The following is a 14,457-nucleotide window of genomic DNA, read 5'->3' as shown; positions in this document are numbered from 1 at the left end:
GTCTAATTTGAGGTCAGCGTTATAGCAGCGCGCGCCTCAGGCTCAAGCCGGGGACGCAACCCCAGCAGAGGCGCAATGCGACCGATCAATTCGGCGGCCACGGGCACCGCTGTCCAGCCTGCCGTGCGGCGCTTTTCGCCGTAGGCAACGATGGAGGGTTCGTCCAGCGTGACGATCAAAACATATTTGGGGTCATAAGCCGGAAAGATCGTCGCAAATGTCGCGATGACCTTGTCGTCATAGTAGCCGCCACGTGGTTTCGGCTTGTCGGCTGTGCCGGTCTTACCCGCAACATCATACCCCGCCACGTCACCGAAGCTGGCTGTCCCGTCCGTAACCACCTTGCGCAGCATCTTCTGCGCCTGAAGCGCGGCGCCATGTGACAGTACGCGGGGACCATACTGAGGGCCGTTCTTTCGCAAGATCGTCGGGCTGACATAGTGCCCACCATTGGCGATCGCCGCATAACCGGCGGCCAGATGCATGGGACTGGTCGACAACCCGTGGCCGTAAGAGATGGTTACGGTGCTCAACTCGCCCCATTTCTTGGGCTTGAGAGGCTCACCGCCTGCGGCTTCGACAATCTCAAAGGGTGTGGGTTCAAACATGCCGAGTGCGCGCAGAAAATTCTGCTGCCGCTGTGCCCCGATTTGCAAAGCCAACCGCCCAGTGCCCCGGTTCGAGCTGTGGACGATCACGTCCGCAACGCTGATTTTGCCGTAGTTCTTGCCGTTGAACTCACCAATCGGGAAACGCCCGATTTTCATCGGCCCAGAGGTGTCGATGATCGTCTCAGAGTTCACCAGCCCCAGTTGCACCGCCTGCGCAGCCGTGAAGATCTTGAAAACCGATCCCAGCTCGTAAACACCCTGCACATAGCGGTTGAACAAGGGGCTATCAGAGGGATCAAAACCCGAAGTCGGCGGGCGCGGTCGGTCGTTGGGGTCGAATGACGGCAACGACGCCGCAGAGATCACTTCGCCCGTATGCGCGTTCATCAGAACGGCCGAGGCACCCTTGGCGTTCATAATATTCATGCCGCCATACAGGACCTGTTCGACCGCAGCCTGAATGGTCAGGTCCAGCGACAGTTGCAGCGGTTTGTTGCCGTTCGCCGGATTGCGCAGATAGTCATCGAACTGTTTCTCAACCCCGGCAACGCCAATCACCTCGGCAGCGCTGACGCCTTCGCGCCCAAAGCCCGATCCGCCAAGAATATGCGCGGCCAGTTTGCCATTAGGATACAGCCGCATCTCGCGTGGGCCGAACAGGATGCCGGGATCACCGATGTCGTGGACGGCCTGCTTCTGCTCGGGAGAGATGCGCTTTTTGATCCACAGGAACTTGCGGTCGCCGGTGAAGTCCTTGACCAGTCGTTCTTTTTCCAGATCGGGAAAGATCGCGACCAACTGATCGGCGGCAGCCACCGGGTCGATCATCAGGGGCGGCTGGGCATAGACCGAATAAGTATCCAGATTGGTTGCCAGAATACGCCCCTCGCGGTCGACGATATTGGCCCGTTGCATCGCAATCGCAGCCCCCGGCGCACTGGCCAACGGCTCTTGCGCCTCGGAGGTTGCCAGCATCCCCATTCGGATACCCACCACCGCGAAGGCACAGAAAAAGAACAGGCCGAGCACCAAAAGCCGCCCTTCCGCACGGGCACGGGCGTGATCCTTCATGTCTTCATGGCGCTGGCGAATATTTTCGCGCTCGATGGCCTTGGGGTTTTCCCCGCGCGCGCGTGCGTCGAGAATGTGGGCCAGAGGGCGAAGTGGCGTGCGCGTCATGGGATCTGCACCTCGCCCAGAGCCTGAATGTTGGTCAGCGCCTGCAGCTCAAACGGATCCACGATTGGCAGGTCGGGGTCTTCTGCATAGGCAATCTGGTCAGCACGACCGAACTGTTCGGCGCGCAGGGGAAGCAAGCCCAGACGCTCAAAATTCAGATCGGCCAGCTCGCGCAGGCGATCCGGGCGATTGAGATACGCCCACTCAGCGTTCAGGACCGCAAGCCGCACCTGAGCCACGCCAATCTCGCGCTGCAACTTCTGAGTTTCTTTGACGACCTGCTGGGTGCGGTAGTTCTCTTGATACGCCCAAAGCGCCAATCCGAACACGGCCAAGGCAGTCAACACATACAATACACTTTTCATTTTGCCCTTCCCCCAAGTTGCGGCATCCCAATGGCGCGGGCTTCAATTTCCCCCGCCGGTGCCTCGGTCCGCACTGCAACGCGCAGCTTGGCCGAGCGCGCGCGCGGGTTTTCCTGCAATTCCTGCTCATCCGGCCCAACAGCCTTGCGGGTCTTGAGCGTAAACTGCGGCTGGTCCTGTTCCACTTCCGGCGCATACCGATTTGCACGCCCGGTCTTGCCAGCACGGGACTGCAGGAACCGTTTGACCATACGGTCCTCGATCGAGTGAAACGTCACGACCGCAAGCTGCCCGCCCGGTTTCAACGCCCGCTCAGCCGCCATGAGCCCTTGGAACAGTTCTTCATATTCGGCATTCACCGCGATCCGCAAACCCTGAAAGCTGCGCGTCGCCGGATGCGATTGACCCGGCTTTGGACGCGGAAGGCAGGATTCTATAATCTCAGCCAGACGCAGCGTCGTGGTAATCGGCGCCTCGGCCCGCGCCTTCACGATGGCCTTGGCGATCCGGCGGCTGGCGCGTTCCTCGCCAAAATGGAAAAGGATGTCGGCCAGTTGCGCCTCGGTCGCCGAATTGACCAGATCAGCGGCGCTTTCACCTTGCTGGCTCATACGCATATCCAGCGGACCGTCTTTCATGAAAGAAAAACCACGCTCGGCCTGATCCAGCTGCATGGACGAGACCCCGAGGTCCAGCACCACCCCATCCAGATTTTGCGCGTATTCGTCCATCCGAGAGAACACGCCCTGCTGCATCACCAGCCGGTCACCATACTCCTCTGCCCAATCAGCGGCCATCTCAAAGGCCAGCGGATCCCGATCCACGCCGATGACCTTTTCGGCACCGGCATCCAGCAAGCCGCGTGTATACCCTCCGGCACCAAAGGTTCCGTCCAGCCAGACGCCAGACACGGGCGCCACGGCCGCAAGCAACGGACGCAGAAGGACAGGAATGTGAGGTTTCTCGGAGGGGGTCTCAGCGCCGGCCATGCCGTTACGCATCCCCGGTGCCGTCTAGGAACTCCAGAGGATCAAAGTCCCCCGGCTGTTCGTCCAACCACTCTTCGGCCGAAGCCAATTCTTCCGATTCATATGTCTCGGGCTTCCAAATCTGGAACGTGTCCCCGGCCGCGATAAAGAATGCCTCGCTCTCGAGTCCGATCTTGTTGCGCAGCTTGGCCGGCAACACCAGACGGCCGGTCTCATCCACCGTTGTTGGGAAGGACTGGCCATGGAACATGCGCTGCAGCAGCTTCCGCTGCATCGAACCGCGCGGTAATGCGTCGATCTTGTCATCAACTTCGTCGATCGCCCGCATCGTATAACATTCAAGAAATTTCCGACGGTGGTCGCCATAGACAATCACAAGCTCTGGATTATCGCCGGGCTGCCAGTTGGAGTCACAGGATTCAAGCACACGGCGGAAAGAGGCCGGGATCGAGACCCTGCCCTTCGTGTCCACCTTATGGTGGCTTTCACCTCTAAACCTGCGCGCCAAGACGACTGTCCCTTTCGCTTGCGCCCCACCTAAAATTCACGTTCCCCCCGGATGAAAAACGGCGGGTTGATCTGCTGCCACTGATCAACCCGCCGCATTGACCCGCCTTGCGGGATGTCCAGCTGCGCGCGCCACCTGGGGGGATGTCTGCTCGCCCGCGCGCCGGATCTCTTGAATGATGAAAGCGAGATGCCTGTATGAAACCTGAATTTTTTTGGTTCGGGGTCGTTTGGTGCCCCATGTGCCTCGTCCTCATCGGATGAATAAGGGATGACATGGGAATTCATGGAAATCAACAGGAATTTTCAGCACGCAACTGCGATTCAATGAACATATCCAACAGAAACGAAGTTGAAAACACCAAAGTTTGCCCACAAATAGTGCCATGAGATAATTTAGACACATTATATAGACAAAGGATGCCCGCCCAAACTATCCCACGATTTCCCAAAAAAATTTCAAGAATCGTATTTTTAACAGCAAGTGGCCGCATACCTCACCTGATATCGACGAATCGCCTGCGCCCAATTCCCAATAAAACCGCCAGACGAAAGACCATTCCCAGAAAGGACCCATGAATTCCCGTGACCCTTTGAAACCAAGGCCAACCTCCGCGAAATGCGGCCATAAAATTTCAAATCGCCCAAATTTCAGGACACCTCGCCCAAAGAGGCGGCAAAATCATGCACCGCAGTATCTACGTGAAAACCGCTCACCAAGGCGCCGCTGACGAAAAGTCATATTTTAAAGGCACTTTCCCACTCAGGTTTACAACTCTTTGATATCCATGCGCTTGCCGCATAGCAGCAATGATCACGTGACCTATTGTGCAACCGCAGCATTGGCTTATTTTCAGTCTCAAGCAAACGCCGGCAGACACCGGCAACGACACAACAAACCGGGTTACGCACATGGCTGTAGCAACACATCAGACCGCGCTTGAAAGCGCTCCGGCAACCGGCCTGGCTTCGCTGATTGAGGCCGCAAAAACCCGGTACGGTCGCTATCGCATCTACCGTCAGACGGTGAACGAACTGTCGGAACTATCGAACCGCGAGCTGGCCGATCTGGGTCTGCACCGTTCGATGATCCGCCGCCTGGCAATGCAAGCGGCCGAAGAACACTACGCGCGTTAAGCGCAACATATACCGAGATCAGGTCCTTCCTCCTCCCTTAGGATCTGTATTTCAGCGGCGACATTTCTCCTCCTCCCTAATGTCGCCGCACCTTATACCGGCCCCAACTGCCGGAAACTGATACACCGGGTACTCCTCCTCCCTTTCTCGGTGTTGAAAGCGCGCGGCGACGTCTCTCCTCCTCCCTGACGTCGCCGCGTCTTACAGATACCGGGATCAAACCCGGATAGAATACATCAGGGCTCTCCTCCTCCCTGCCCTGATGTTGAAAGAGCGCGACGACACCTCTCCTCCTCCCTGGTGTCGTCGCGACTTACACATACCGGGATTAAACCCGGGTTCGGATGCATCGGGACTCTCCTCCTCCCTGTCCTGATGTTGCAATGAACGGCGGTTTCCTCTCCTCCTCCCTGGAAACCGCCGTTTTTCTTTGCTCGAAACAAAAAGGAGGGCGCGAACGCCCCCTGCTTCTTCTGTTTAAAATACTTCGGAGCGCGTGGCAGAGCCTCGCAAAAAACTCAGAACGGCACGTCATCCTTGGCCGACAGGAAACGCGAGACGACTTTCTTCACCCCCGCCTTGTTAAAATCGACTTCGACCTTGTCGCCTTCGATTCCAATCACTGCGCCATAGCCAAACTTCTGGTGAAACACCCGCTCTCCCATTGTGAAACTGGCCACTGCGGTCGCATCAATCACAGTGTTCCGGCTTTCGCGGGGCTGAGACGTCCCATATTGCCCCTGCCGCGCTTGCATCCTTTTCCAACCCGGAGAATTATAGACATTCGCTTCGGCCGCGCGGTTTTCGATGCTGGCCGTCGCCTGCCCCCCGCCATAAAGACCCGGAGGCGTCAGAACCTCCACGTGATCCTCGGGCAATTCGTCAATGAAACGCGAGGGCATAGAGTTCTGCCATTGCCCAAACACCCGCCGGTTGGCGGCAAATGAAATCGTGCAAACTTCTTCCGCGCGGGTAATCCCCACATAGGCCAGGCGCCGCTCTTCCTCCAGCCCCTTGATACCCGATTCATCCATTGAACGCTGTGAGGGGAACAAGCCATCCTCCCACCCCGGCAGGAACACGGCGGGAAACTCCAAGCCTTTGGCCGCGTGCAGCGTCATGATCGAGACCTTGGCCCCGTCGCCATCCTGTTCGTTGTCCATGACCAAACTGACATGTTCCAAGAACCCTTGCAGATTCTCGAAATTGTCCAGTTGATTGACCAGTTCCTTCAAGTTCTCCAACCGACCCGGAGCCTCGGGTGTCTTTTCGTTCTGCCAGTGGGCTGTGTAGCCGGATTCGTCCAAAATGATCTGCGCCAGCTCGATATGAGAGACTTCGGGCTCTCCAAACCGCAGCGGCGCACCGTCGTCGATAACCGAATTGTCCTCGACCTCGATCCGCGGCCCGCGCGTCATCGCATTCCACCGCGCCAGCCCGTCGATCAACTCGCGCAGCGCCTTGCCGCCCTTGCCTTTGATCAGCCCGCTATCAACCGCAATCCGCGCCCCGTCGACCAGAGACACACCATTTTCGCGCGCGGTCATCTGGATCTTTTGCTGCGCCTTGTCGCCCAAACCCCGTTTGGGCGTGTTCACGATCCGCTCGAACGCCAGATCGTCGCCGGGGCTGACCACCAACCGGAAATAGGCCATGGCATCGCGGATCTCCATCCGCTCATAGAACCGAGGGCCGCCGATCACCTTGTAAGGCAGGCCGATGGTCAGAAACCGATCCTCAAACGCGCGCATCTGGTGTGAAGCGCGAACCAGAATCGCGATCTCGTCCAATCCCATCGGTCGAACGCCGCGCGTTCCGCCCTGCATCGCGTCGATTTCCTCACCGATCCAACGCGCCTCTTCTTCGCCATCCCAATGACCTATCAGACGAACCTTTTCACCTTCCTCCGCGTCGGTCCAAAGCTCTTTGCCCAGACGACTTTCATTCCCGCGAATGACATTCGACGCAGCGGCCAGAATATGCGGGGTCGAGCGGTAATTCTGTTCAAGCCGAACGACATAGGCACCGGGAAAGTCTTTCTCGAACCGAAGGATGTTGCCCACCTCGGCCCCGCGCCAGCCATAGATCGACTGGTCATCATCGCCCACGCAACAGATGTTCTTATGCACCCCCGCCAGCAGGCGCAGCCATAGGTACTGAGCGATGTTTGTATCCTGATATTCGTCCACCAGAATATAGCGGAACCAGCGCTGATACTGCTTTAGAACATCCTGATGGGTTTGGAAGATCGTAACCACGTGCAGCAGCAGATCACCAAAATCGACCGCATTCAGTTCGCGTAGGCGGGTTTGGTATTGCGCGTAAAGCTCTATGCCCTTGTTGTTATACGCCCCGGCGTCCGCAGCGGGCACCTTGCCAGGCGTCAACGCCCGGTTCTTCCAGTCGTCGATGATCCCGGCCAGCATCCGTGCAGGCCAGCGCTTGTCGTCGATATTGGAGGCTTGGATCAACTGCTTGAGCAACCGCAACTGATCATCCGTGTCCAGAATGGTGAAATTCGATTTCAGGTCGACCAGTTCCGCGTGGCGGCGAAGAAGTTTAACGCATATCGAGTGGAAAGTCCCCAACCAAGGCATACCCTCGGCAGGCTGACCCAATAGCCGCCCGACCCTTTCTTTCATCTCGCGCGCTGCTTTGTTGGTGAATGTGACAGACAGGATCTCATTCGGTCGGGCACGCCCGGTACTCAGCAGATGCGCAATCCGCGCAGTGAGCGCCTTGGTTTTTCCAGTTCCCGCACCAGCCAGCATCAGAACCGGCCCATCCAGACGTTCAACCGCTTCACGCTGGGCTGGATTCAACTCGTCAAGATAAGGTGTGGGGCGCGTAGCCATTGCCCGCGCCGACAGCGATGCGCCTTCAAAGGCGTCCATTTCGTCGAAACTGCTCATGAACCCAAACTACGCTGGATGAGCACTGAGGGAAAGGGTTTGTTCACGCCTTGTTCGCAAAGAATTTTACTGTTTGGTTTTCGACAATTCAACTCAACTCGTCCGTTTCGATCAGAGAGAAATTAACCTTCCATCAAAACTTGCGCCAGATGCTCTGCGACAAGCTGTGGGAGCGCGAACATGAAATACAAAAGCGAAACGGGCTGGTCGTCCCGCCTTAAATTTGCTGCCATCATCCTGACATTGGGGGTTCTGACGGTCCTATCGGGCTGGGGCATATATGCCGTCCCGGCACCTGTCGTCGACAGGATGCTGGAATCCGATTTACGGAAAGACGCCACCCGGCTGGGCAAGCAGGTCACTTCGCATCTTCGGGATGTAGAAGCCACGTTTCAGACAGGTTTCGTCAATGGCCAGGATCAGGAATTTCTGGAACTTCTTCCGGCAACGTCAGACATATACAGGTTCAAGCTGTTTAATGCCGACGGACGTGTTTTCTGGTCTTCGCGCCACTCGGATCTGGGCGCAACGAACACAAAACCCTTTTTTCAAAGCGTCATCCGTCAGGGAAACATGTACTATAAACATGAAGAAAAGCCCCTGACCGAAGTCGAGGATTTTGACGGCGCGGCGATTCAGACATCCGGCCCCGAAACGCGTCACGTGGCCGAAATCTACACACCCGTTATTCGCGACGGCCGTTTTCTCGGGGCGATGGAGTTCTATTCGGACATCACGGATGTGCGAAACCTGTTCACTCAGCGCGTCCGACTTTTGCTGTTCATTCTAAGCGCCGTGGCGTTGCTGGCTCTGACCATCGTAACGCTGGTGGTCTTCCGCGCGAACCGCCGCCAAGTAAGCAGCCTGCGTGGACGGGCTGTGAAGGAACGGCAGTTAATGGACGAACAACTCCGCCTTGCGCGTGAGGTTCGCTTGCTCGGCGAATTGAACGAATGGCTGCAATCAAGCCGGTCGCTGGACGAGCTTTTTGACATGGTATCGCGCTTTATGACCCATATCCTCCCGGAAGCGGAAGGCAGCGTCTACGTCTACTCGAATTCTCGCGACGTTCTTGACGGCTGCGCCAGTTGGAACGGCGGCTGTCACAAGGCGCACATCCACCCCGAGGGGTGCTGGGGTCTGCGCCGGGGCCGGACCTATGAATTTGGGGCGTCAGAGATTGACTTTGTGTGTGAGCATGCCGAACCCCATGACGGCAGACCCTATTTTTGTTTTCCAATCCTGGCACATGGGGAAACAGTCGGCCTACTTCATTTACGTGCGCTCGAAGGGAAACAAGAGAGTTTTCACGCCAGCAAGAAGCTCGCCCAGCTTTGCGCCGAGCAAATCAGCATGGCGATCGCCAACGTTCGCATGCGCGATCAGTTGCACGACCAGTCGGTTCGCGATCCTCTGACGGGGCTGTTCAACCGCCGGCACATGACGGAAACTCTGCGCAAATCCATCAATCGCAGCCAACAAACGGGTGCGCCACTCAGCCTGATCGCTGTCGACGTGGATCACTTCAAAAAGTTCAATGACACCCACGGGCACGACGCCGGGGACATGGTTCTTCGTGCAGTCGGTTCAGCGCTGGAACAAGGTTGCGACCGGGACGAGATTGCTTGTCGTATCGGCGGCGAGGAATTCATGCTGATCCTGCCTGACAACACCCCCGAAGACGCAATGACCCGAGCTGAACAAATTCGTCAGGCTGTCGAGGCTGTCTCGGTCCGGTATGGTGAGAAATCGCTGCCGCGCATCACAATCTCTGTCGGCGTGTACCACTATCCTGCGCACGGAACAATGACGCAGGACCTGATGCGCGCAGCAGATGACGCACTGTACACCGCCAAGGACAATGGGCGTAACCAGGTTCAGGTCGCGCGCGGCCACACTGCATCGAATGAAACTCCGCTGCGTTCCATGAAGAAACAGATGGGGGGTGGCTGAAACCGTGCCAAAAGCTTAATTTTCTTGCCGAATCGCACGTCAGGTCTGATCAATCCTTATGGACCTACACACCAGCTACCCCGGAATTGCCGACCTGAAACGCCGCGCCAAACGCAGGATACCGCATTTCGTGTGGGAATATCTGGACAGCGGAACCGGGGCCGAAGCAACACTACAGCGCAATCGGGTCTCATTGGATCGTGTCGGATTTCTACCGTCGATCCTGCATGGTTCCATAGACTGCGACACGCAATGTCAATTCCTTGGCCAGACCTACCCTCTGCCATTTGGGGTTGCGCCAATCGGAATGGCTGGCTTGATCTGGCCCGACGCCGAGGGGTTGTTGGCGCGAGCGAGCGCAAAGGCTGGCCTGCCCTTTACCCTGTCAAACGTCGCCACCCAAAGCCCCGAGGATGTGGCCCCTCATCTTGGGCAGAATGCGTGGTTCCAGCTTTACCCGCCCAAAGACCCCGACATTCGCCGCGACTTGCTGGATCGTGTAAAGGCAGCGGGGTTTTCCACCCTTGTGATGACCGCCGATGTACCGGTTGCATCACGCCGCGAACGCCAAACGCGATCCGGCCTGACCAACCCACCAAAACTGACCCCGCGCCTGCTGATGCAGATTGCGCAGCGGCCCGCGTGGGCGATGGCCATGGCGCGCAGTGGACCTCCGAGAATGCGCACGTTGGACAAGTATACTGACAACTCCAGCAACCTGCCCCCGACAGCGCATGTCGGGTATCTGCTCCGAACATCGCCGGATATGGAATATGTGCATTGGTTGCGCGATGCGTGGGATGGCGACCTGATCGTCAAAGGCGTGATGAGGGCCGAGGACGCAGAGCCCCTGAAGAAGGCCGGCGTTGACGCGATTTGGATATCGAATCACGGGGGGCGGCAGTTTGACGGAGCACCTGCCGGTATTGAGGCCCTGCCGGCGATCCGGGCAGCAACCGACCTGCCGCTGATCTTCGACAGCGGGATCGAGAGTGGGCTGGACATATTGCGAGCGCTGGCTCTTGGAGCTGATTTTGTCATGCTGGGCCGTGGTTTTATGTACGGTTTGGCCGCATTGGGCCAAAACGGTCCAGCGCATGTGATCGACATTTTGCGGCAGGACCTGCAGGCGAATATGGGGCAGTTGGGGGCCGCAACACTGGAACAAATCCCGCCGATCTTGACTCTGGATTGATGCCGCAGCGCAGCGCGTGTAGTAAGATAGCGCTAACAGAGGGCGTTTGCGAGCGTTAACATGCCGGTTCTACCCAGAACGACTGATATACGTGCGCGTATTGTCTGCCTATCAACACGGCCAAACAAGTAGGACCGGGACCTGACATGACCGACTTTACCAAGATCCTGATCGCCAACCGCGGCGAGATTGCCATTCGCGTGATGCGCGCAGCCAACGAGATGGGCAAACGCACCGTTGCTATCTTCGCCGAAGAGGACAAGCTGGGCCTGCACCGTTTCAAGGCGGATGAGGCATATCGCATTGGCGAAGGGATGGGCCCGGTTGCGGCATATCTGAGCATCGACGAAATCATCCGCGTCGCCAAGGAATGCGGTGCGGACGCGATCCATCCGGGCTATGGCCTTCTGTCGGAAAACCCCGAATTCGTGGATGCCTGCGTTCAGAACGGCATCACGTTCATCGGCCCCAAGGCCGAGACCATGCGCGCCCTTGGTGACAAGGCCAGTGCCCGTCGCGTCGCGATCGAGGCGGGCGTGCCGGTCATCCCCGCGACCGAGGTTCTGGGCGATGACATGGACGCAATCCGGGCCGAGGCCGCCGAGATCGGCTATCCGCTGATGCTGAAAGCGTCGTGGGGCGGCGGTGGACGCGGGATGCGCCCCATCGAATCCGAGGCAGAACTGGAAGAAAAGGTTCTGGAAGGCCGCCGCGAGGCTGAGGCCGCATTCGGCAACGGCGAGGGCTATCTGGAAAAGATGATCACCCGCGCCCGCCATGTCGAGGTTCAGATTCTGGGCGATAAGCATGGTGAGATTTATCACCTCTATGAACGCGACTGCTCGGTCCAGCGCCGGAACCAGAAGGTCGTGGAACGCGCCCCTGCCCCGTACCTGTCCGACGAACAGCGCGCGGAAATCTGCGAGTTGGGCCGCAAAATCTGCGCCCATGTGAACTACGAATGCGCGGGCACGGTCGAATTCCTGATGGATATGGAGACCGGCAAGTTCTACTTCATCGAGGTGAACCCCCGCGTGCAGGTCGAACACACCGTCACCGAAGAGGTCACCGGTATCGACATCGTGCAGGCCCAGATCCTGATCGCCGAGGGGAAAACTCTGGCCGAGGCCACCGGAGCCGCCAGCCAGTCGGATGTGCATCTGAACGGCCACGCGCTGCAAACCCGTATCACCACCGAAGACCCGCAGAACAACTTCATCCCCGATTATGGCCGCATCACCGCCTACCGCTCGGCCACTGGCATGGGCATCCGTCTGGACGGCGGCACGGCCTATGCGGGCGGAGTGATCACGCGGTATTATGACTCTCTGCTGACCAAGGTCACGGCATGGGCACCGACGCCGCAAGCCGCGATTGCGCGGATGGACCGCGCCCTGCGCGAGTTCCGTATTCGCGGTGTCAGTACCAATATCGACTTTGTCATCAACCTGCTGAAACACCCGACCTTCCTGTCGAATGAATACACCACCAAGTTCATCGACACGACGCCGGACCTTTTCACCTTCAAGCGTCGCCGCGACCGGGGCACCAAGGTTCTGACCTATATCGCGGATATCACCGTGAACGGGCATCCCGAAACCAAGGACCGCCCCGAACCCCGCGCCGACCTGAAAGAGGCCAAGCCCCCCGCGCTGAAAGCGGAGCCCCAAATGGGCACCCGCAACCTGCTAGAGCAGAAAGGCCCGCAGGCCGTGGCCGACTGGATGAAGGCACAGCGGCAGTTGCTGATCACCGACACCACCATGCGCGACGGGCACCAGTCGCTGCTGGCCACCCGGATGCGCTCGATCGACATGATCAAGGTGGCACCGACTTATGCGGCCAACCTGCCGCAACTGTTCTCGGTCGAATGTTGGGGCGGCGCGACGTTCGATGTGGCCTACCGGTTCCTGCAGGAATGCCCGTGGCAACGTCTGCGCGACCTGCGCGAGGCGATACCGAACCTTATGACCCAGATGCTGCTGCGCGGGGCGAATGGGGTTGGGTACACCAACTACCCCGACAACGTGGTGCAGGAGTTTGTCCGCCAGGCGTCACAGAATATCGACGTGTTCCGCGTGTTCGACTCGCTGAACTGGGTCGAGAATATGCGCGTTGCCATGGATGCGGTCGTTGAGAACGGCAAGATTTGCGAGGGTACTGTTTGCTATACCGGCGATATTCTGGACCCCGATCGCGCCAAGTACGACCTGAAATACTATGTCGGCATGGCGAAAGAACTACGCGATTCGGGCGCACATGTGCTGGGCCTCAAGGATATGGCGGGTCTGCTGAAACCGGCCTCGGCCCGCATTCTGATCCGCGCGCTGAAAGAAGAGGTTGGCCTGCCGATCCACTTCCACACGCACGACACCGCGGGCATCGCCAGCGCCACCATTCTGGCGGCGTCCGAGGCGGGCGTGGACGCGGTAGATTGCGCGATGGACAGCTTCTCGGGCAACACCTCGCAGGCGACGCTGGGCACCGTGGTCGAAGCCCTGCGCCATACCGAGCGGGACACCGGGCTGGACATCAAGGCCATCCGCGAGATCAGCGACTACTTTGAGGCCGTGCGAGGCCAATACGCGGCGTTTGAATCCAGCCTTCAGGCTCCGGCCTCCGAGGTTTATTTGCATGAGATGCCGGGCGGTCAATTCACCAACCTCAAGGCGCAAGCGCGCAGCTTGGGGCTGGAGGAACGCTGGCACGAGGTTGCGCAGATGTATGCTGACGTGAACCAGATGTTTGGCGACATCGTCAAGGTGACGCCGTCGTCCAAGGTTGTCGGCGATATGGCGTTGATGATGGTCAGCCAGGGTCTGACCCGCGATGATGTGGAAAGCGCGGATACGGATGTGGCCTTCCCCGACTCGGTCGTCGATATGATGCGCGGCAATCTGGGCCAGCCTCCGGGCGGGTTTCCCGATACGATCATCAAGAAGGTGCTGAAGGACGAAGCCCCCAACACCGACCGCCCCGGCAAAGACGTGCCTGCCGTCGATCTGGAAGCCACCCGCGCCGAGCTGTCAAAGCTGCTGGAAGGCAAAGAGGTCGATGACGAAGATCTGAACGGATACCTGATGTATCCCAAGGTGTTCCTCGACTATATGGGCCGCCACCGCACTTATGGCCCGGTCCGTACCCTGCCCACGCGCACCTTCTTCTATGGCATGGACCCAGGCGAAGAGATCACTGCCGAAATCGACCCCGGCAAGACGCTGGAAATCCGTTGTCAGGCCATCGGTGAGACCGACGAGAAAGGCGAGGTCAAAGTCTTCTTTGAACTCAACGGCCAACCCCGCGTGATCCGAGTGCCGAACCGTCTGGTGACGTCGTCCACACAGGCCCGACCAAAGGCCGAGGCAGGCAACCCCAACCATATCGGCGCACCGATGCCAGGGGTTGTTGCGACCGTGGCCGTCTCTGCCGGGCAGGAAGTCAAAGAAGGCGATCTGCTGCTGACCATCGAGGCCATGAAAATGGAAACCGGTATACATGCAGAACGCGACGCGGTGGTTAAGTCGGTCCAAGTTCAGCCCGGCGGCCAGATCGACGCCAAAGACCTACTGGTCGAACTGGAATAACAAAAAAGGCGCGCCAACCGGCGCG

The 14,457-nt window shown here is 58.5% G+C and carries 9 protein-coding genes; 4 read left to right on the top strand and 5 right to left on the bottom strand.

From position 1 onward, the window contains the following. Positions 1-2: 2 nt before the first annotated feature. The 4 genes from ACR0KS_RS02355 to mraZ are packed head-to-tail and all read right to left on the bottom strand — an operon-like array spanning position 3 to position 3,652. Complete coding sequence (locus ACR0KS_RS02355) at positions 3-1,790, bottom strand: peptidoglycan D,D-transpeptidase FtsI family protein (protein WP_170411010.1); 1,788 nt, start codon at positions 1,788-1,790, stop codon at positions 3-5. After that, positions 1,787-2,155 (bottom strand): cell division protein FtsL, encoded by a 369-nt coding sequence (gene ftsL / locus ACR0KS_RS02350; protein ID WP_170384392.1) that lies wholly within the window; start codon positions 2,153-2,155, stop codon positions 1,787-1,789. The genes ACR0KS_RS02355 and ftsL overlap by 4 nt, the downstream gene beginning before the upstream one ends. Beyond that, a complete protein-coding gene (gene rsmH / locus ACR0KS_RS02345; protein ID WP_170562238.1) occupies positions 2,152-3,144 on the bottom strand; it encodes a 16S rRNA (cytosine(1402)-N(4))-methyltransferase RsmH in 993 nt (330 codons plus the stop codon). Before rsmH ends, ftsL begins: the two co-directional genes overlap by 4 nt. Positions 3,145-3,148: 4 nt before the next feature. After that, entirely contained in the window at positions 3,149-3,652 is a 504-nt protein-coding gene (gene mraZ, locus ACR0KS_RS02340; RefSeq protein WP_170562235.1) for a division/cell wall cluster transcriptional repressor MraZ, read from the bottom strand. A gap of 911 nt (positions 3,653-4,563) precedes the next feature. Between mraZ and ACR0KS_RS02335 the strand changes: the two genes are divergently transcribed. Then, complete coding sequence (locus ACR0KS_RS02335; RefSeq protein ID WP_170384398.1) at positions 4,564-4,788, top strand: DUF1127 domain-containing protein; 225 nt, start codon at positions 4,564-4,566, stop codon at positions 4,786-4,788. 518 nt (positions 4,789-5,306) lie between these two features. Here ACR0KS_RS02335 and ACR0KS_RS02330 read toward each other — a convergent pair. Next, positions 5,307-7,700 carry a UvrD-helicase domain-containing protein gene (locus tag ACR0KS_RS02330; protein ID WP_170562232.1) on the bottom strand — a complete coding sequence of 798 codons (2,394 nt, stop codon included), beginning with the start codon at positions 7,698-7,700 and terminating at the stop codon, positions 5,307-5,309. A gap of 180 nt (positions 7,701-7,880) precedes the next feature. Between ACR0KS_RS02330 and ACR0KS_RS02325 the strand changes: the two genes are divergently transcribed. From ACR0KS_RS02325 to ACR0KS_RS02315, 3 genes are all read left to right on the top strand, one after another. Further along, the gene (locus tag ACR0KS_RS02325) at positions 7,881-9,653 is read left to right on the top strand and encodes a sensor domain-containing diguanylate cyclase (RefSeq protein ID WP_170562229.1); all 1,773 of its coding nucleotides are present in this window, start codon (positions 7,881-7,883) and stop codon (positions 9,651-9,653) included. 58 nt (positions 9,654-9,711) lie between these two features. Further along, positions 9,712-10,848, top strand: coding sequence for an alpha-hydroxy acid oxidase (locus ACR0KS_RS02320; protein WP_170562226.1), 1,137 nt, complete (start codon positions 9,712-9,714; stop codon positions 10,846-10,848). A 146-nt stretch (positions 10,849-10,994) separates the two neighbouring features. Next, complete coding sequence (locus ACR0KS_RS02315) at positions 10,995-14,432, top strand: pyruvate carboxylase (protein ID WP_170562223.1); 3,438 nt, start codon at positions 10,995-10,997, stop codon at positions 14,430-14,432. The last annotated feature ends 25 nt before the right edge of the window (positions 14,433-14,457 follow it).

The organism is Ruegeria sp. BC7, from assembly GCF_056539165.1.
Note: the sequence above shows the minus strand (reverse complement) of the source record. Positions and strands in the feature narration are given on the sequence as shown.

Coding starts and splice junctions, on each gene's coding strand:
- ACR0KS_RS02355 (WP_170411010.1), bottom strand. CDS start 1,790: ATGACGCGCACGCCACTTCGCCCTCTGGCCCACATTCTCGACGCACGC.
- ftsL (WP_170384392.1), bottom strand. CDS start 2,155: ATGAAAAGTGTATTGTATGTGTTGACTGCCTTGGCCGTGTTCGGATTG.
- rsmH (WP_170562238.1), bottom strand. CDS start 3,144: ATGGCCGGCGCTGAGACCCCCTCCGAGAAACCTCACATTCCTGTCCTT.
- ACR0KS_RS02335 (WP_170384398.1), top strand. CDS start 4,564: ATGGCTGTAGCAACACATCAGACCGCGCTTGAAAGCGCTCCGGCAACC.
- ACR0KS_RS02330 (WP_170562232.1), bottom strand. CDS start 7,700: ATGAGCAGTTTCGACGAAATGGACGCCTTTGAAGGCGCATCGCTGTCG.
- ACR0KS_RS02325 (WP_170562229.1), top strand. CDS start 7,881: ATGAAATACAAAAGCGAAACGGGCTGGTCGTCCCGCCTTAAATTTGCT.
- ACR0KS_RS02320 (WP_170562226.1), top strand. CDS start 9,712: ATGGACCTACACACCAGCTACCCCGGAATTGCCGACCTGAAACGCCGC.
- ACR0KS_RS02315 (WP_170562223.1), top strand. CDS start 10,995: ATGACCGACTTTACCAAGATCCTGATCGCCAACCGCGGCGAGATTGCC.